This window comes from Marinomonas algicola (assembly GCF_014805825.1).
GTDB lineage: Bacteria > Pseudomonadota > Gammaproteobacteria > Pseudomonadales > Marinomonadaceae > Marinomonas > Marinomonas algicola.
Genome location: NZ_CP061941.1, coordinates 3,176,693 through 3,193,879 on the forward strand (window position 1 = coordinate 3,176,693; position 17,187 = coordinate 3,193,879).

The window sequence follows — 17,187 nt, forward strand, 5'->3', positions numbered from 1 at the left end:
CTTACAATAAGGTTCATTTTTTATGTAGAAAAGAATAAATTTCAAAGGCTTTCTTCACACCAATACCCTTCACTTTTGCAATATCTTCCTCGCTTGCAGACAATAACTCCTGCATACCACCAAATGCGGTCAATAAACTTTTTCGCCGAGTTGGCCCAATCCCCTCTATACCTTCCAACACAGAATGACGACGCTTTTTATCTCGCCTTTGCCTATGATTTTTAATGGCAAACCGATGGGATTCATCACGAATATGCTGAATCAAGTGTAACGCGGCTGAATCTGGAGGTAATACCACCTCTTCTTCTTTTGAACCAATGTACAAGGTTTCAAGCCCTGGTTTACGCGTTGTTCCCTTTGCTACACCCAGCAAGAATATATCAATTAAACCAAGCTCTTTTAATACATTTTCAGCCTGGGTCAGCTGCCCCTTACCACCATCAATTAACAATACATCAGGTGGCTCAAGCTCTCCATCTCGGACTCTTTTATAACGTCTTGTTAGTGCTTGATTCATGGCAGCATAATCGTCTCCGGCGGCAACATCCTCGATATTAAAAGTTCGGTAACGTTTTTTATCTGGACCATCAACCCCAAACACAACACAAGATGCGACAGTGGACTCGCCACTGGAGTGACTTATATCAAAACACTCCATCGTTTTGGGTGGCTCAGGCAATCCAAGTAATTTTTGTAAAGCGACTACACGACTAAAGTGATTTCTCTTGTCCAATAATCTTGCCTGCAACCCCTGCTCAGCATTAAGCTTCGCAAGATCCAACCAACGAGCACGTTGCCCACGGACAGAAGACGTTAACTCAATTTTTTTATGGCAACTGGACAACAACGCATCCGTCAGGGTATCACTGTCATCTAGATCATGGCTGATGATGATGGTTTTAGGTAAATCATTGTTACCAATATAAAATTGGGCTATAAAAGTTGACAATAACTCCCCTTCTGTCATTTCAATTGGCATTTTAGGGTAATAACTTTTACTTCCAATTACCTTTCCTTGCCGAACCATCATTAAATGAACGCACAAGCCACCAGGCTGTATAAGAGCCGCCAAGACATCCGCATCACCAGAATGACCATAAACATTTTGCTGCTCTTGGACATGTTTCAGCTGGACTATTTGATCCCTCAATAGAGCCGCACGCTCAAACTCCATGCTCTTAGCTGCTGTTGTCATTTGCTGAGTTATTTCATTCGTTAGCTCATGATTTTTTCCTTCCAGAAACATTTTGGCATGTCGAACGTCATTCTCATATTCAACATCTTCAATTAAGTTTACGCAAGGTGCAGAACAGCGCTTTATTTGATACTGCAAACAAGGCCTAGAGCGATTTGAATAATAACTGTCCTCACATTGCCTCACTTTAAAGACTTTCTGCATTGTATTTAGACTTTCTTTTACAGCACTCCCACTAGGAAAAGGCCCAAATAACTGCCCTTTTGTTTTGGTTGAACCGCGTCGAAAAAGTAAAGCCGGATGCTGATGCTCAGACAACAAAATATAAGGATAGGATTTATCATCACGCAATAAAATATTATAAGGTGGTCGATGTTGCTTGATAAGAGTTTGCTCTAACAACAACGCTTCGGTTTCACTCTTCGTTACCGTAATGTCTATAGCATCAATACGGCTAACCAATGCCATGGTTTTTGTTGTTAACCCTGAAGTGCGGAAATAACTCGACACTCTATTTTTTAAGTTCTTTGCCTTTCCAACATACAGAAGTACACCTTTGCCATACATACGATATACGCCAGGTCTAGATGTCAGATTACTTACAAAGTGTTTAGAATCAAAATCTTGAGTATTCAAACAGCCACTCTATTAACCCATACCTAATAAGCTGTAGCGGACAGCTAATTTAGTTAACTCAACATCACTACTAATATTTAATTTATCAAACATACGATAACGATAAGTGTTTACAGTTTTACTACTGAGATTAAGCGAATCCGCTATTTCTTGAGGTTTCTTACAATCAATGATCATTTGAGCAATTTGCAATTCACGATCCGATAATATATCAAGTGGCGATGCGCCATCCTCAGAAGAAATTTTAGAAAGTGCCATTTTTTGGGCAACCGATCCAGTAATGTATTTCTTCCCTTGAGAAACTGTGTGAATCGCATCTAGCATTTCTTTAGCAGGAGCTCCCTTTGTTAAATAGCCACTTGCGCCAGCTTCAATCAGCTTTGAAGGGTATGGATTATCATCATGAGCCGATAATGCAATAATTTTTATTTTTGGAAATAATCTCTTAATTTCCTTGGTTGCCCCAAGTCCACCGATACCAGGCATATGCACATCCATTAGAATAATATCGGGCTGCAGTTGCCTCGTCTTTTCAATTGCATCTTCACCGCTAGCCGCACTACCAACAACAGAAAGCATCTTCTCATCTTGTAACACACGAGAAATACCAGTACTCACCAGCTCATGATCATCAACAATTAGAATTTTTAGCACGCATACCACCTTGCTATTCATACAGTAACACGATTATATCAATCAAATGTGTTCATTAAACACCTTCAACACTATGAAGGCAGATCTATATCAAACCCTAATGACTCAAGTTCAGTTATCGATTTCATACGATAGCTTGCACGTACAGAAGTCCCTACTGTTTTTTTTGTATAGTACAGTAAAGCCGCCGCCTTTGATTCACTCAAGCCCGTTTCTTTTACCAGCTTTGGAATCAGTGTCACCAATAAGTCTTCTTGTTTATTTTCGATTTGTTGTACTTTAGGTAGCGTTAACAACTTCCCTGAAATGACCGCTTGGACCTGCTCTAGATAAGCTTTTTCAAATACTGGCCACGTTTTACTCTCTTCCTCTGTCCTTAGGAAATACCACCCTACTTTCGATCCCGCAAAATAAATAGCCGGGTGACTCCAGCGAAACTCTAGCGGATTCATACGACAGCGACATGCTTCCATATATGCATTTCTCGGGTTTATCAGACCATATACCTTATAGGCCGTATTAATCAAGTTTAAAAATTCAGAAATTGTTGGCGGCCAAGCATAGGTTTCTTTTGCCCGCTCTACAGCATAGGCGAGCAGTGGCTCTTGAAACCCCTTAATGGCGATTGACCACTCTCTTTTAGCCAATTTCACCTCATCAGGCGTACTGTAGGCGGAAGCAAATTTATGTGTATAAATCGCTTTAAATCGAGCAAATAGCATATTAACAAGAATTCTATTCTGCTGCTCTTGGGAGTCACCTTGATTCAGTGATTCTTGCCCGTTACCAGTCTGTGTCGTGGATGTTGGTGAGTGCATCGCTAACTTCTTCTTTAGAGGTTCTAGAAGTGTATGAACGGCTTGAGGTTCCTTCATTAGAAGATCTATCCGATTGTTTATACTGCCATTGTCGTTTTACATACTTAAAAAATTCGCTATTCCAAGTACGCACATTTTTACGCTGCTCTTTAATTCGTAATAAAAACTCAGCTTGTAACTGTAAAGCGAACGGCCTTGGAATGCCTAATTGCAAGAGTTGCTCAAGAGTGGCTTCTTCTGGCAACCATTGATCAGGTTGACGCGTTCTTTCTTTCTGTTCCAGATATAAATCAAAATCAGTAACACCACGCCGCCTCTCATTGGCTGTAGGTTGAACTCTGCCTTTCACCGCTGAAGCCGTGTCATGGTAATGGTTTGGTGTTGATGAAGTTGGCCTTGCCTGAGTCGACACCCTATCATTAGAATACATCGACCCTCCCTTTTTTGCAGCGGAAAGGCGTTCAACCTTTTCAACCAAAGTATCTTTTTGCGAAGACAACCCTGAATGAGGGGACTCTTGATGTTCCCGAAAATTATTTTTATTAGGTTCAGTTTTTTCAGCCGTTAAGCGAATTTCAATTAGGGTGTGATTCCTCTCAAAGGTCAAACAATTATTGAGCTGCAAGCTCGACAATATCCTAAGTAACATTGGCTGAGTCCAGAACGGCAACTGAGACAACAAATGCGAGATCTCTCCCTGCAAACAAACCGATCTAGATAAGTAAGATTGTTGACGAAGAAAAGCCAATAAAACAGCTTCTTCCAAACCAATTTCAGCCGCTACTGAAAAAGAAATTGGCAATGTAAAATCATATTCAGACATAGGTCACATACTAAGTTTATTGTTCCCGAAGTCTAGCAAATAGATACTCTTTCCGCACTAAAACAAAGAATGAAATAATAAATAAACACAACCCATGTCTCACTAACTTTTTGCTGTATATTGAAAAAGTCTGTTGACAATAAATTTATGCACTCCTATTCTGAATTTGTACCGCATTACATAAATCAAAAAAAAGCGGTCCTATTTACACTGAGGAGAAAGTTGTATGTACACAATCAATATCACGGGTCATCACGTCGACGTCACTCCAGCACTAAAAGATCACATAAATGAAAAATTCGGTAAACTTTCTAGATTGAGCGATCAAATTACAACCGTTCAAGTTACTCTACTACAAGACAGCAACGAACAGAAAGCGGAAGCAACCATTCACCTTCCCGGTAAAGACTTATTTGCGGCGGCCGTGTCTGAAGATCGACTATTTCATGCCATCGATTCCATGGTCGATAAGCTAGCCAGACAGATTGATAAGCACAAAACCAAACAATCCGCAGGCCACCACAAACCCACAGTCGCACTTTAGTAACAAACAATTAACTTACAAAAAAAACACCCCTTTATAAGTGGTGTTTTTTTTATAATTTCTATTTATACTTGAGTTTGTAAAATCCTCCCCCATATCAGAGTTAATAGAAAAACTTTCCTTTAGGAGTGTAAATTATGCGTTATAATGATGCTATTACCAATCAGCCGTCTGAAGTGGTAAACAAAACCCTCAGAAGTACCTACAGCCTGCTAGCGATGACATTATTTTTTAGTGCATTTACTGCGTTCTTAAGTATTTCATTACAGCTACCTCATCCAGGTCTAATCATCACTCTCGTTGGTTTTTATGGACTGTTGTTTTTAACTCATAAATTTCAAAACAGTGGGCTAGGCATTGTATTTGTTTTTGCGCTAACTGGTTTCATGGGACTCACTATTGGCCCTATCATCAGTATGTATTTGAATCTTCCTAATGGCGCTTCAATGGTCATGACAGCGTTCGGCATTACTGGGCTTTCATTCCTTGGGTTGTCGGCCTATGCCATTGCAACTAAAAAAGATTTTAGCTTTTTAAATGGCTTTATGATGGTTGGCTTCTTTGTCTTAATTGGCGCTATGATCGCAAACTTCTTCTTACAAATGCCTGCCATACAAATCTTCTTATCCGCGGGTTTCGCTCTTTTTTCTGCCGCTATGATTTTATGGCAAACAGGTCAGATCGTTCGCGGCGGAGAAACAAATTATATAATTGCTACTGTTAACTTATACGTTTCAATTTATAATATGTTCTTGAGCGTTTTAAGCCTTCTTGGTATGGCCAATGATGATTAGTCTGTTCTAAATTGACTAACAGAATACCAAAAGGGGCTTAAAGCCCCTTTTGTTTGTCTTGCACAAAGGCTTTTCTATGCAGTACACCCTATTTATTCAAGGCTCGCCTTTTTCTACAAAAGCCTGCCATTCAGCCTATCGCTTCGCGGCAGCCGCTCTTGATTCTGGTCAATATACTATTAATGGTGTGTTTTTTTACGAAGACAGCGTTTTAATAGCAAATGCGCTAATGCAACCACCAAGAGATGAGGGCAATATCGGTACGCTATGGCAAGCATTATCCAAAAAATATTCTATCAATCTCTATGTCTGTATTGCCGCCGCACTTAGGCGAGGGATAATTAATGAGGCGGAAATGCATCGTCATGAATTAACACAACATTCATTAGCCGAAGGGTTTCAGCTCGAAGGACTTGGAACTCTCGTCCAACTAATAAACACAAGCAGCAAAACCGTAACGTTTCGTTAATTGGACGACACTACTTTATGAAATCTTTCCTAATTTATTTATCAAGCTCTCCATTTTCAAGCCTATCCGCTAAGGAGGGTCTAGATATCGCCTTAGTTATGGCCACATTTGAGCAGCCTGTCGACCTATTTGTTAACGGCCCTGCCCTACCTATTTTATACTCAGAACAAAAACCCACGCCTCTACATGGAAAAAATCTGTCTAAAGTTTTACCTAGCCTAGAGTTCTATGACATAGAGAATATCTATGTGCTACAAGAAGAAATTGATCGTTTTTCAAGCCATTCGCCACCACTCTGGGACGGGATCACAGTACTAAGCGCGAACGAATGGAAAGAGAAGCTACCCTCTTACGAACACATCATTAGGTTTTAATATGAGATTACACCAACTAAATAAAGCATTCTATTCAGACTCAATAGAAAGGGATATCCGCTACAGCCTATCAACACATGATAAAGCTATTTTAATAGAAGACGCGGTTCTAAGACTTATTGATAAGAATGACCCTTTACTCAACACATTTCAAAAAGCACATATCGATGTATACGTCCTTGAATCTGATATTAAAGCCTATGGCTTAAGCATCAAGAATGACTCTATTACCACCTTAACCGATGCAGAATGGGTAACACTTACCAGTAAATGCAATCAACAAGTTGCATGGTAAACACGGCTCAGTGCCATTTTCGTGGAGAATGAGTAAATGAAAAATATCAACTTAGACAAAGAAGGCTATTTATTGGACTTATCCGCATGGTCTACTGATGTAGCCGAAGAAATCGCTCAGAAAGAAGGCATCAAATTAACGGATTCACATTGGGAGATCATTTTTTTATTACGAGACTTCTATGAAGAATACGAACTTTCCCCAGCAATGAGGCCATTAGTAAAAGCCGTAGCAAAAAAGCTTGGGGCAGATAAAGGCAAAAGCCTCTATCTTATGAAATTATTTCCAGGTAGCCCACCAAAGCTCGCCGCTAAAATCGCAGGTCTTCCTAAACCTGCAAATTGCATTTAATTAAATGCTATTCAGTATTCAGGGATGGAACGCTCAGCGTAAACAAAAACTAATTATACCAAGAAAGCTTATCCTGCAATAAAACCACTTCACCGATAATAAGCAAAGCTGGAGACTTCACCTCATTATCAAGAGCAATCTGAGGGATATTTTTTATATCAGAAGTAAAGACTCGCTGCCGCTTTGTTGTGCCTTTTTCCACAATGGCAACAGGCATAGAACCAAGCATTCCAAAACGCTGTAACGAATCACTAATTTCAGCCAGTCCAGTTAACCCCATATAAATAACCAAAGTTTGAGCAGGATGGACCAATTCATCCCAAGGTAACCCCGTACTCCCATCTTTTAAATGGCCAGTTAAAAAGCGAACTGATTGAGCGTAATCACGGTGCGTGAGTGGAATGCCAGCATACGCCGCACAACCCGCGGCAGCGGTAACACCCGGGACGACCTCAAATTCAACCCCCTCCTCAACGAGCTCCTCAATTTCTTCTCCTCCACGACCAAAAATAAAAGGGTCTCCACCTTTTAAGCGCACAACTGACTTACCTTCTTTCGCTTTTTTAGCCAGTAATGAGTTAATTTCTCCTTGAGGTAAGCTATGCAGAGATTTAGCCTTACCAACATACATCTTTTCTGCTGCATCGGGTATAAGTGCAATAATTTCATCACCAACCAAACGGTCATAGAGAACAACATCGGCCCCTAGCAATAGTCGATGCGCTTTTAACGTTAATAATTCAGGATCTCCTGGACCAGCACCAATTAAATAGACCTTTCCATTCATTTTAGACTTTCTCGATTGTTGTTTCTCATCAAAAAAGCCCCGTAATGGGGCTTTCACGCATGTATCACGCACTAGAACAACGTCATCAACTAGTCAACTGAACGCAGCTCTGTTTTTCCACCCATATACGACTGTAGCACAGCAGGAATGCGGATACTGCCGTCTTCATTCTGATAATTTTCTAAAATAGCCACCAGAGTACGACCCACAGCCAACCCTGAACCATTCAATGTATGTGCCAACTCTGGACGACCCGTTTCAGGGTTGCGCCATCTAGCCTGCATTCTCCTAGCCTGAAAGTCCCACATATTGGAACAAGATGAGATCTCTCGGTACTTGCCTTGGCCTGGTAGCCAAACCTCAATATCGTAAGTTTTATGTGCCGAGAACCCCAAATCTCCACCACATAAAATAACCGTACGATATGGAAGCTCTAATTTTTGCAAAATAACTTCCGCATGACCGACCAATTCTTCCAAAACTTCTTCTGAGCGGTCAGGACGACAAATATGAACCAACTCAACTTTCTCAAATTGATGTTGACGAATCATGCCACGAGTATCGCGACCATAACTTCCCGCTTCACTTCGAAAACACGGAGTATGCGCCACATATTTATGATGTAGATTCTCATCCCCTAGAATCTCGTCGCGCACCAAGTTGGTTACAGGTACTTCTGCAGTGGGAATCAAATACAAATCATTATTTCCACTGTCTTTATCAACAGGTACTTTAAATAAGTCCGCTTCAAATTTAGGTAACTGTCCCGTACCCTTTAATGAGTGCTCATTTACTAAATAGGGTACATACACTTCTGTATAGCCATGCTCATCCGCATGTGTGTTCACCATAAATTGAATCAAAGCACGGTGTAAACGCGCCAAATCTTGGGTCATGACAGCGAAACGAGAGCCGGTAATTTTAACCGCAGCTTCGAAATCCAGCATGCCTAATTGTTCACCTAAATCAACATGATCTTTTGCCTCAAATGGCAACGCTGTTGGCACGCCCCAACGACGAATTTCTACATTATCATCTTCACTTGTGCCTACAGGTACGGACGAATGAGGGACATTAGGAATACCAGCCAGTAAGTTATCCATCTTATGCTGAACGTCCGCTAGCGCCTCTTTCGCTCTCGACAAATCATCCCCTAAAGTAGAGGTTTGTGCTTTTAACTGTGCCGCCAATTCTTTGTCACCCGACTTCATCGCCATCCCAATCTCTTTTGAGACAGAGTTACGAGATTGCTGCAATTGCTCTGTTTCAATTTGAATCGATTTACGCTGCTCTTCTAACTCGATAAAAGTAGCCACATCCAAAGTATAACCTTTGGTTAATAGTTGCTTGGCAACAGCTTCAGGGTCAGTTCTAAGTGCTTTAATGTCTAACATTGCGGCAAAATCATCCTATAATAAAAATGAATTTAGTGACTGCTATTACGCTCTCAGCCTCTAAATTGGAAATTAAAAATTTTATGTGTCTTTAAAATTGAATCGTTAAAGTGTTCGAGTTAACAATATACCAATAGCCAATCCCAAAACGCTTAAAAAGCAGCTCAATAATAAATAGCTTAATGCCGTTAGCCAAGCCTGCTGATGGATTAGAGACACAATTTCCAAAGAAAAAGTTGAAAAAGTGGTGAATGCCCCTAAAAATCCCACCATAATAAGTGGTCTATAGGTTTCGAGAGTGGGTATGCGCTCCGTCATCATAACAAAACATACACCCATCAACATACTTCCAAGAACGTTAATACTGAGCGTAGCAAATGGAAAGAGCGTTTTTAAGCGCTCATTAATGAGCGTAGACAAGGCAAAACGACATACCGCACCAAGAGCGCCTCCCATGGCCACCATCGAATACGTTAAAAGCATAGTATGGTCTCAATTATCGCATTCAGGGTAGATTGAGAATTATTCATCATCGCCATATAAAGCACCACCTGGCATTGGATAACGTACGTAATTACTCTGATTGTCCTGCATCTTAAGCCAAGTCATTTTCTCTTTAATTTTCTTCTCCAATCCTCTATCACTTGGATGATAATACGTCTCTGTCTGCACCTCTTCTGGCAGATATACTTCACCAGCCGCATAAGCATAGGGTTCTGAATGAGCATAACGGTAACCTTCACCATGACCCATATTCTTCGCTAGAGACGTTGGCGCATTTCTTAAATGATTCGGAACATCATAACTAGGTTGAGAGGCAACATCTCGCATCGCTTTCTTAAAAGCCTCATATACCGAATTACTCTTAGGTGCACAAGCCAAATAAACAGTCGCTTGCGCAATCGCCCTATTCCCTTCACTCGGGCCAACTCGCTCAAATACATCCCAAGCCGTTAAAGCAACCTGCATCGCTCTTGGGTCGGCATTGCCAATATCTTCAGAGGCAATGGCCAACAAACGTCGTGCAATATAAAGAGGATCACAGCCGCCATCCAACATGCGAGCCATCCAATATAAAGCACCATCAGGAGAAGAACCGCGAACAGACTTATGAAAAGCTGAGATTTGATCGTAAAAAACATCTCCTTTATTATCATAACGCCGAAAAGAGCCACCTAACACATCTTTAATATTTTGCTCATCAACCTGATCATTTTCAGCAAGGTCAGTGACAATTTCTAAAAAGTTCAAAGCCCGTCGAATGTCACCGTCTGCCGCTCTGGCAAGAACGTCAAGATAATGATCATTGATCTGAAGACGCCGCTTACCCAATCCCCTTACCTCGTCAGTAAGAGCATGCAAGAGCACAGATTTGACATCATCCACAGTAGGCGTTTTAAGTCGATACACCCTAGCTCGAGAAAGTAAGGCAGAATTTAGCTCGAAGGAAGGGTTCTCCGTCGTCGCCCCAATAAACAAGAAAGTACCATCTTCAATATGTGGTAGAAAGGCATCCTGCTGCGACTTATTAAATCGATGCACCTCATCAATAAATAAAATTGATTGCTTACCGGTTAAAACCGTATTTTGCTTCGCTCGTTCTACAGCAGAGCGAATGTCTTTGACACCCGACATAACGGCCGATAAGGTAATAAAATGAATGTCAAGTTGGTGAGATAAAAGTTGAGCAAAGGTCGTTTTGCCAATTCCAGGGTTACCCCATAGTATAAAGGAATGACAGCGGCCGCTCTCAATCATTTTTCTTAATGGTTTTCCATCACCGGTCAAGTGCGCCTGACCAACATATTCAGACAAACTTTGCGGCCTCATACGAGCCGCTAAAGGAATAAAGGACGACTCAGTTTCTTGATCTGAAAACAAATCCATAATGCTTATTCTTCGATAAAAACATCAATATCAGATGGCAAGTCAACCACGAAGTTTTTCTCTGACACGCCCTCATGAGTCTCAATATCGTTAAACTCGATAACGGTTGTCTGACCCAAACTGTCTTCAATACTCATTGCACCAATGACGTCATTTTTAAAGGACAAGGTCAAACTGCCAAACAAACCTTCTTCGGAGTTTGGAATAAGACGAAAACGTTGCTGCCCCAAAAAAGCCACATCATAAAAGGGCAACACTTTAGCCGCGGGCTGGCCCAATAAAGCCGCAGGAGATTGACCCAAAGTATTAACAACTTTCTTCTTAGTCGCCTGCTCTAAATCAACATCCCATATTGTCAACCACTCACCATCAGAAATAATGCGTTGTGGGAAAGGGTTGATCGTATCCCAAACAAAACGATTAGGGCTAGCAAGCATGAAAACGCCTTCACTTAATTGTACTTGATCTCCAGAATCGTTATAGGTAACTTGAAGAAATTTACCTTCAACATTTCTATTGGCTTCTAATAATTCTGCCAATACAGCGGCTTGACTCCCTTGACCATCCTTAATTTGATCTGCGGCAAAAGAAGACACAGAAAAAATCACACAAAAAGCAATCAGTACATTTTTCAACGAGAATTTACGATACATTCAAATTTTCCTACGCTTTTACTCAAACATCAATTTAGCCATTTAAGACTCTGGTATAAGCACTTCTCTTTGACCATTTGTCCCCATTGGACCCACAAGACCTGCAGACTCCATTGCCTCCACAAGATTGGCCGCCCTGTTATACCCTATTTTAAGGCGTCTCTGAATAGAAGAAATTGAGGCTTTACGAGTTTCAACCACAATTTTTACAGCTTCATCATACAAAGCATCTTTATCTTCAGAGTCGCCTGTTGCCGACATTAAATCCTCTGGATTAACAACAACATCTTCAATATAGTCAGGCTCCCCCCTCTCACGCCACTCTTCTACAACAGCATGAACCTCTTCATCCGAAACAAAAGCACCATGAACCCGAATTGGTGTTGGCAACCCAGCGGGTAGATAAAGCATGTCTCCCATGCCCAAAAGCTGATCCGCACCCCCTTGATCAAGTATCGTCCTAGAATCAATTTTTGATGACACCTGAAATGCCATTCTAGTCGGAATATTTGCCTTAATTAGGCCAGTAATAACATCAACCGATGGACGTTGTGTCGCTAGAATCAAATGGATTCCAGCTGCACGTGCTTTTTGAGCTATGCGGGCAATAAGTTCTTCAACCTTTTTACCAACAATCATCATCATATCAGCGAATTCGTCCACGACGATTACAATATAAGGGAGTGGCTCTAAGAGTGGTACGGTTCTTGGCACACCGTCTAACGAAAACATGGCCTCGCCGTCCGGTTGCCATAAAGGATCCTCTATTGGACTACCCGATTCAATCGCCTCTCTCACTTTTTTGTTATACCCAGCAATATTTCGGACGCCTAACTTTGACATGAGCTTATATCGACGCTCCATTTCATCAACAGACCAACGTAGCCCATTAGCCGCATCTTTCATATCGGTAATAACAGGAGTCAATAAATGTGGAATACCTTCATAAATAGACAACTCAAGCATCTTAGGATCAACCATGATCATGCGAACCTCATCGGGTGTCGATTTAAGCAGCATACTTAATATCATGGCATTCACACCGACAGATTTACCTGAGCCGGTTGTCCCCGCCACCAAAACATGGGGCATTTTTGCTAAATCAACAACCACAGGCTCACCTGATATGTCATGACCTAAAGACAGAGTTAAGGGTGAGGTAGACTTATCATAAGCATCACAATGAATTACTTCACTAAAATACACCGTATCGCGTATTTGATTTGGAATTTCTATACCAATGGTTGATTTACCAGCAATGACCTCCACTACTCGCACACTCATCACACTTAAAGAACGCGCTAGGTCTTTTGCTAAATTGGTAATACGTGACACCTTGACGCCTGGAGCTGGTTGAATTTCAAAACGCGTAATCACTGGCCCAGGATTAACCTCAACCACCTCGGCTTTTACGCCAAAATCAAGCAATCGAATTTCCAACAATTCAGAAAGTGCGATTAATTCATCTTCCGTATATCCGCCTTTTTTAGGTTGCGGTTTTGTTAAAATAGAACGATCTGGCAAACTGAATAATGACGGGCCCTTTATTGAAGATAGGCCAGATTCAGCACCACCAAGATTTTCCAACTGCTTCGCTTCTGACAGCGTCCGAACAGCAGGTTTATGACCCGAGTTCACCATATCAACTGGGCTTTTTTGTGGTTGGCTTTGTGTTTTTTCAAACGGAATATCTACTTGAGCCTTTGGTTTATCAGGAGAGTCTGTCTCAATTTTTTTTGTTGATGCTAAAGGTTTAGAAGCGGCTTTATTTACAGAAGGTGACCCCTCAACATATAAAGTATCTTCAACATTAATATCTAAATCACCAAGTGAAAACTCATCACTTGCCGATGCCGACATAAGATCCGCTTGGTCAAATTCACCAAGATTCACCTCCCTATCATGAGATGAATGTAATGGCTGGCGGTGCGGTACAGATTTATTGCGTTTAAAATAATTTACAAGTGTCGAAAATAACGGCTCTTTACGGCCTACCTCAAATTGACTTTCATCCGATGTGCTTGCGTTACTTTCATGAACCATTTCGCTGGACTTAGCTTTACGTAGCTTTCTAAATAAAGCAGGTTCATCGATATCAGACATCGCTTCCTCATGCGTGTATTCTTCATTAGCCGCAACGTCTTTAACCTCTTCCTCAGCTGAGTTTTCAATTTTACGGTTTTCAAAAAAAGCGCAAATGCGACGATAAAGAATAAACGCTTCCTCACCGATTTTTTCAGCCATAAAAATCCAATGCAATTGCAAAAGCAAAGTGAGCGACAACAGCCATATCGCTAAAGATACTAGGGTGGCGCCATCGTAACCAACCCAATGAAAAAGTAAACTACCAAGAGCCCTCCCTAGGATACCACCAGCCCCATACTGATAACTATTTTCACCTACAGTGTGTAAGAAGCTCAAAGCCGTACCAGAGGACAAATATAAAATGGAGCCAACCGTACAAATAAGCGCGTGGGTCAAAGGCGCTAATTTATGCGCGTTACGCCACACAACAAATAGAGTGCAGATAAACACAATAGGTAAAGATAAAAACAGTGAGCCAAAAAAGGCCGAGCTGATGTCAGCGATGATCGCCCCTAATGCCCCCATCGAATTATAGATGGCATGACTACTACCAGAATAAAACCAACCTGGGTCTTCGGCATTATAGGTATAAGTCGCTAAGCTAAAAAATAAAAAAAATACCAAGGCCGTAATAAAGGCCGCCTGTTTAGCAAACAACTCCCACATAGGTGATCGTCCCGACTCACTCAAACTTTCTGACAAAATGGCCTCTCACACAGTTTTACATTAAGTTAAGAATTTTTATCTTACTTTATATCTCAAGCGAAAGTTTACCACAAAAAAAACCAGCCCGAGGGCTGGTTTTTAGCTTTTCCTAAGAAAGGGAAATCTTAGAAGAATGATTTAACACCAACGATAACTTTCTCATCAGAAAGTTCACCATCGTAGTTTTTAACGTAGTAAGTTAGATCACCTACTGCGTACTCACCAATGAAGTAAGTACCGTCTTTGTTGTTCTCTTCATCAGAAGTGTATTCTAGAGTAAGAGTTAACGCGTCAGTTGCCGCGAAAGCGATAGAAGCAGTTAGTTCTTCACGATCAGTTGTTGTACCAGTACCAACTTCACCTACACCGTAGTTCAAAGACAGTGTCGCAGCACCAGCGTCAGCTTGTAGGCCAACGTTAACGGCATTCGCATCACCAACAGAACCACCAGAGATACCGGCTTTGAAACCACCAAGATCAGCAACATAAGAAGCCGCAACACCGATATCAGAATCATCAGTAGCAGTAGAAGTAGTTGCTTCAAGTGCAATAGTTAGGCCTGGAGCAACATTGTAACGAACACCTGTGTTATCAGTATCGCCAGCTGCCGTTCTCAGATCAACACCACCGATCAACTCATCCATGCCCATGAATGAACCAGTTGCTACTGATCCATCAAAACGACCGAAAGAAACAGCGCCTTGCTTAACATAAAGTTTTTCAAAGCCAACTTTAGTGCCTTCATCAGCGCCAGTAGTAGCAATTTCGATTTCAGCGTAAACAACACCAGTATCAACTTTTAATTCAACTTCACCAAGATCTGTACCGTCTGCAAGATCGTTAGTTGCTTTTGAATCACCGTAGTAAGACGTATATTCAACACCCGCTTCACCTGTAAAAACAGCTTCAGCAGCAAAAGTAGTAGTAGATACAGCGGCCGCAACAGCAGATACTGCAAAGATAGAAGCAAGTTTAATCGCTTTCATTCAAGATTCCCCTTTATATTTTATATTTTGTCTTTTAGACCTATTGAAAGGTTTCTATAACCTAAACAAGAAACGCTGACAAATCAACGACTCATGTATACTAAAACCTAACAGTTTCACTTTTATGACATATAGGTCAGAAAAGTCAACCATTTACTCATTACCAAACAACATAATTTTAAATCGTTGCTTCGAAACGAAGTTGGTTTAGAACTGACATGATTAAAACCAAGTTTTCCTATGCTGGTCAAGCCTTCATGTGTTTTTTTTTCTTATTTTTTGCATTTTTGATGTTTTAAATGATTTGACAGATCAAAAACAGCCTTTATGTTGCATAATCCGGATATATGTGAATGTAAAAAACAGCCAAAAAACAATTTTACTCAAACATTAAACGTATTTTCAAACACCTTCTTTTTTTTATCGTTATCAAAAGAAATGAGTGAAAAATAACATTTAAAAACAAAATTTAGGAGCAAAGCTTCTATACTGGTAGTCGATACTATTCAAAAAAAGAAAACGATGACACAGCAAACAGAGCAAAAAACACTGACCTTATTGAATGACTCTCCTTTTGACATACCGATACCTCATAAGGCACTAGATGATCCTGATGGATTATGTGCTGTAGGCGGCGATTTAAGCGTAATACGCCTTATTAATATGTATCAACATGGTTTTTTCCCTTGGTATAGTGAACCAGACCCAATTTTATGGTGGCATCCAACAAATAGATGCGTGCTTATGCCATCTCAATTTCACTTATCTAGATCAATGAGAAAACACCTAAGAAAGCACTCATGGGAAATAAAAATTAATACCGCCTTTGATGAAGTGATGAACCATTGTTCGATGAGTCGCCAGAGCAAAGAAGGGACATGGATTTCTGATGAAATCAAAACCGCGTACAAAGAACTGCAATTGTCTGGCTTCGCCCACTCAGTAGAAGTATGGGAAGATAGCACCCTCATAGGTGGGTTTTATGGCGTCTGTATTGACCATGTTTTTTTTGGGGAGTCCATGTTTTCAAATAAAGAAAACGCCTCTAAAACAGCCTTATACGCACTTTGTCAATATGCATCAGACATTGGAGTAGAATTAATCGACTGCCAAGTGGAATCGAGCCACCTACTTTCTCTAGGTGCAAAATTAATCGACAGGTCAATCTTCTGTGATCTGCTAAAAAAATATTGTGTGGAGGCTCAAGGTAATCTAGCGTTAACAAATACCAAGACAATTTCTTGGAAAATTACCCCTTAAATTGCCATCTTAGTCGTAATTTTATCAACAAGATGTACTCGTCTTAGTCGATAGGGATGCAAATATAGGCCTGAAAAGAAGAATACTTCCTCTGCTCATTTGCTATTCAGCATTTTTTTAGGCAAAATACGCGCGACTAAATTTCAAATAAGACCTTATTCTTAATATTGTGCAATTTGAATTGGGCTTTATATGGCCTTCACCTTTCAAACCATAGGACATTTATTGTGGCAAAAGAAGACAGCTTAGAAATGGAAGGCACTATCATTGATACACTGCCTAACACCATGTTCCGCGTCGAACTAGAAAACGGACACGTTGTAATTGCGCATATTTCAGGAAAAATGCGCAAAAATTACATTCGTATATTAACTGGCGATAAAGTAAAAGTTGAACTTACACCTTACGACTTAACTAAGGGTCGTATCGTTTATCGTGCACGTTAAACTGTCTATTTTTACTGTAAAGAAATAGAAA

General features: G+C 40.7%; 19 protein-coding genes. 8 read left to right on the plus strand and 11 right to left on the minus strand.

Annotated features, from left to right (window positions below; all coding sequences use genetic code 11):
• Window positions 1-13 precede the first annotated feature (13 nt).
• The 4 genes from uvrC to IEZ33_RS14605 form a co-directional block, all read right to left on the minus strand.
• Window positions 14-1,831, minus strand: coding sequence for an excinuclease ABC subunit UvrC (gene uvrC / locus IEZ33_RS14590; RefSeq protein ID WP_191600756.1), 1,818 nt, complete (start codon window positions 1,829-1,831; stop codon window positions 14-16).
• Between the two features lie 12 nt (window positions 1,832-1,843).
• On the minus strand, window positions 1,844-2,485 hold the full coding sequence (gene uvrY, locus IEZ33_RS14595; protein WP_191600757.1) for a UvrY/SirA/GacA family response regulator transcription factor: 642 nt from the start codon (window positions 2,483-2,485) through the stop codon (window positions 1,844-1,846).
• Window positions 2,486-2,556: 71 nt separating this feature from the next.
• Window positions 2,557-3,303 carry a replication protein P gene (locus IEZ33_RS14600; protein WP_240009547.1) on the minus strand — a complete coding sequence of 249 codons (747 nt, stop codon included), beginning with the start codon at window positions 3,301-3,303 and terminating at the stop codon, window positions 2,557-2,559.
• Window positions 3,269-4,126 carry a DnaT-like ssDNA-binding domain-containing protein gene (locus tag IEZ33_RS14605; protein WP_191600758.1) on the minus strand — a complete coding sequence of 286 codons (858 nt, stop codon included), beginning with the start codon at window positions 4,124-4,126 and terminating at the stop codon, window positions 3,269-3,271. Before IEZ33_RS14605 ends, IEZ33_RS14600 begins: the two co-directional genes overlap by 35 nt.
• Window positions 4,127-4,352: 226 nt before the next feature.
• Here IEZ33_RS14605 and hpf point away from each other — a divergent pair, with 226 nt between their 5' ends.
• From hpf to IEZ33_RS14635, 6 genes are all read left to right on the plus strand, one after another.
• The gene (hpf, locus tag IEZ33_RS14610) at window positions 4,353-4,670 is read left to right on the plus strand and encodes a ribosome hibernation-promoting factor, HPF/YfiA family (RefSeq protein ID WP_191600759.1); all 318 of its coding nucleotides are present in this window, start codon (window positions 4,353-4,355) and stop codon (window positions 4,668-4,670) included.
• Window positions 4,671-4,807: 137 nt separating this feature from the next.
• On the plus strand, window positions 4,808-5,464 hold the full coding sequence (locus tag IEZ33_RS14615) for a Bax inhibitor-1/YccA family protein (protein WP_191600760.1): 657 nt from the start codon (window positions 4,808-4,810) through the stop codon (window positions 5,462-5,464).
• 76 nt (window positions 5,465-5,540) lie between these two features.
• A complete protein-coding gene (gene tusD, locus IEZ33_RS14620; RefSeq protein ID WP_191600761.1) occupies window positions 5,541-5,933 on the plus strand; it encodes a sulfurtransferase complex subunit TusD in 393 nt (130 codons plus the stop codon).
• Window positions 5,934-5,950: 17 nt separating this feature from the next.
• Window positions 5,951-6,307, plus strand: coding sequence for a DsrE family protein (locus IEZ33_RS14625; protein WP_191600762.1), 357 nt, complete (start codon window positions 5,951-5,953; stop codon window positions 6,305-6,307).
• 1 nt (window position 6,308) lies between these two features.
• Window positions 6,309-6,602: a sulfurtransferase complex subunit TusB gene (gene tusB / locus IEZ33_RS14630; RefSeq protein ID WP_191600763.1), complete on the plus strand. Its 294-nt coding sequence runs from the start codon at window positions 6,309-6,311 to the stop codon at window positions 6,600-6,602.
• Between the two features lie 36 nt (window positions 6,603-6,638).
• On the plus strand, window positions 6,639-6,953 hold the full coding sequence (locus tag IEZ33_RS14635; RefSeq protein ID WP_191600764.1) for a TusE/DsrC/DsvC family sulfur relay protein: 315 nt from the start codon (window positions 6,639-6,641) through the stop codon (window positions 6,951-6,953).
• A 49-nt stretch (window positions 6,954-7,002) separates the two neighbouring features.
• Here IEZ33_RS14635 and cobA read toward each other — a convergent pair whose 3' ends face one another.
• From cobA to IEZ33_RS14670, 7 genes are all read right to left on the minus strand, one after another.
• On the minus strand, window positions 7,003-7,740 hold the full coding sequence (cobA, locus tag IEZ33_RS14640; protein ID WP_191600765.1) for a uroporphyrinogen-III C-methyltransferase: 738 nt from the start codon (window positions 7,738-7,740) through the stop codon (window positions 7,003-7,005).
• Window positions 7,741-7,829: 89 nt separating this feature from the next.
• On the minus strand, window positions 7,830-9,134 hold the full coding sequence (gene serS / locus IEZ33_RS14645; protein WP_191600766.1) for a serine--tRNA ligase: 1,305 nt from the start codon (window positions 9,132-9,134) through the stop codon (window positions 7,830-7,832).
• A gap of 105 nt (window positions 9,135-9,239) precedes the next feature.
• Window positions 9,240-9,617 (minus strand): fluoride efflux transporter CrcB, encoded by a 378-nt coding sequence (gene crcB, locus IEZ33_RS14650; RefSeq protein WP_191600767.1) that lies wholly within the window; start codon window positions 9,615-9,617, stop codon window positions 9,240-9,242.
• Window positions 9,618-9,656: 39 nt separating this feature from the next.
• Window positions 9,657-11,024 (minus strand): replication-associated recombination protein A, encoded by a 1,368-nt coding sequence (locus IEZ33_RS14655; RefSeq protein WP_275672812.1) that lies wholly within the window; start codon window positions 11,022-11,024, stop codon window positions 9,657-9,659.
• Between the two features lie 2 nt (window positions 11,025-11,026).
• Window positions 11,027-11,674 (minus strand): outer membrane lipoprotein periplasmic chaperone LolA, encoded by a 648-nt coding sequence (lolA, locus tag IEZ33_RS14660; RefSeq protein ID WP_191600769.1) that lies wholly within the window; start codon window positions 11,672-11,674, stop codon window positions 11,027-11,029.
• Between the two features lie 42 nt (window positions 11,675-11,716).
• Entirely contained in the window at window positions 11,717-14,461 is a 2,745-nt protein-coding gene (locus IEZ33_RS14665; RefSeq protein WP_240009548.1) for a DNA translocase FtsK, read from the minus strand.
• A 128-nt stretch (window positions 14,462-14,589) separates the two neighbouring features.
• On the minus strand, window positions 14,590-15,450 hold the full coding sequence (locus IEZ33_RS14670) for a hypothetical protein (RefSeq protein ID WP_191600770.1): 861 nt from the start codon (window positions 15,448-15,450) through the stop codon (window positions 14,590-14,592).
• Between the two features lie 522 nt (window positions 15,451-15,972).
• Between IEZ33_RS14670 and aat the strand changes: the two genes are divergently transcribed.
• Both aat and infA read left to right on the plus strand, forming a co-directional pair.
• Window positions 15,973-16,710, plus strand: a complete 738-nt coding sequence (aat, locus tag IEZ33_RS14675; protein WP_191600771.1) for a leucyl/phenylalanyl-tRNA--protein transferase — start codon at window positions 15,973-15,975, stop codon at window positions 16,708-16,710.
• Between the two features lie 227 nt (window positions 16,711-16,937).
• Window positions 16,938-17,156 (plus strand): translation initiation factor IF-1, encoded by a 219-nt coding sequence (gene infA, locus IEZ33_RS14680; protein ID WP_191600772.1) that lies wholly within the window; start codon window positions 16,938-16,940, stop codon window positions 17,154-17,156.
• Window positions 17,157-17,187: the final 31 nt, after the last annotated feature.

Excerpts from the sequence above, each read along its gene's own strand:
- cobA (WP_191600765.1), bottom strand. The coding sequence starts at position 7,740 with ATGAATGGAAAGGTCTATTTAATTGGTGCTGGTCCAGGAGATCCTGAA.
- tusB (WP_191600763.1), top strand. The coding sequence starts at position 6,309 with ATGAGATTACACCAACTAAATAAAGCATTCTATTCAGACTCAATAGAA.
- IEZ33_RS14605 (WP_191600758.1), bottom strand. The coding sequence starts at position 4,126 with ATGTCTGAATATGATTTTACATTGCCAATTTCTTTTTCAGTAGCGGCT.
- IEZ33_RS14635 (WP_191600764.1), top strand. The coding sequence starts at position 6,639 with ATGAAAAATATCAACTTAGACAAAGAAGGCTATTTATTGGACTTATCC.
- IEZ33_RS14615 (WP_191600760.1), top strand. The coding sequence starts at position 4,808 with ATGCGTTATAATGATGCTATTACCAATCAGCCGTCTGAAGTGGTAAAC.
- tusD (WP_191600761.1), top strand. The coding sequence starts at position 5,541 with ATGCAGTACACCCTATTTATTCAAGGCTCGCCTTTTTCTACAAAAGCC.
- hpf (WP_191600759.1), top strand. The coding sequence starts at position 4,353 with ATGTACACAATCAATATCACGGGTCATCACGTCGACGTCACTCCAGCA.
- IEZ33_RS14600 (WP_240009547.1), bottom strand. The coding sequence starts at position 3,303 with ATGCACTCACCAACATCCACGACACAGACTGGTAACGGGCAAGAATCA.
- crcB (WP_191600767.1), bottom strand. The coding sequence starts at position 9,617 with ATGCTTTTAACGTATTCGATGGTGGCCATGGGAGGCGCTCTTGGTGCG.
- lolA (WP_191600769.1), bottom strand. The coding sequence starts at position 11,674 with ATGTATCGTAAATTCTCGTTGAAAAATGTACTGATTGCTTTTTGTGTG.
- aat (WP_191600771.1), top strand. The coding sequence starts at position 15,973 with ATGACACAGCAAACAGAGCAAAAAACACTGACCTTATTGAATGACTCT.
- serS (WP_191600766.1), bottom strand. The coding sequence starts at position 9,134 with ATGTTAGACATTAAAGCACTTAGAACTGACCCTGAAGCTGTTGCCAAG.
- IEZ33_RS14625 (WP_191600762.1), top strand. The coding sequence starts at position 5,951 with ATGAAATCTTTCCTAATTTATTTATCAAGCTCTCCATTTTCAAGCCTA.
- IEZ33_RS14670 (WP_191600770.1), bottom strand. The coding sequence starts at position 15,450 with ATGAAAGCGATTAAACTTGCTTCTATCTTTGCAGTATCTGCTGTTGCG.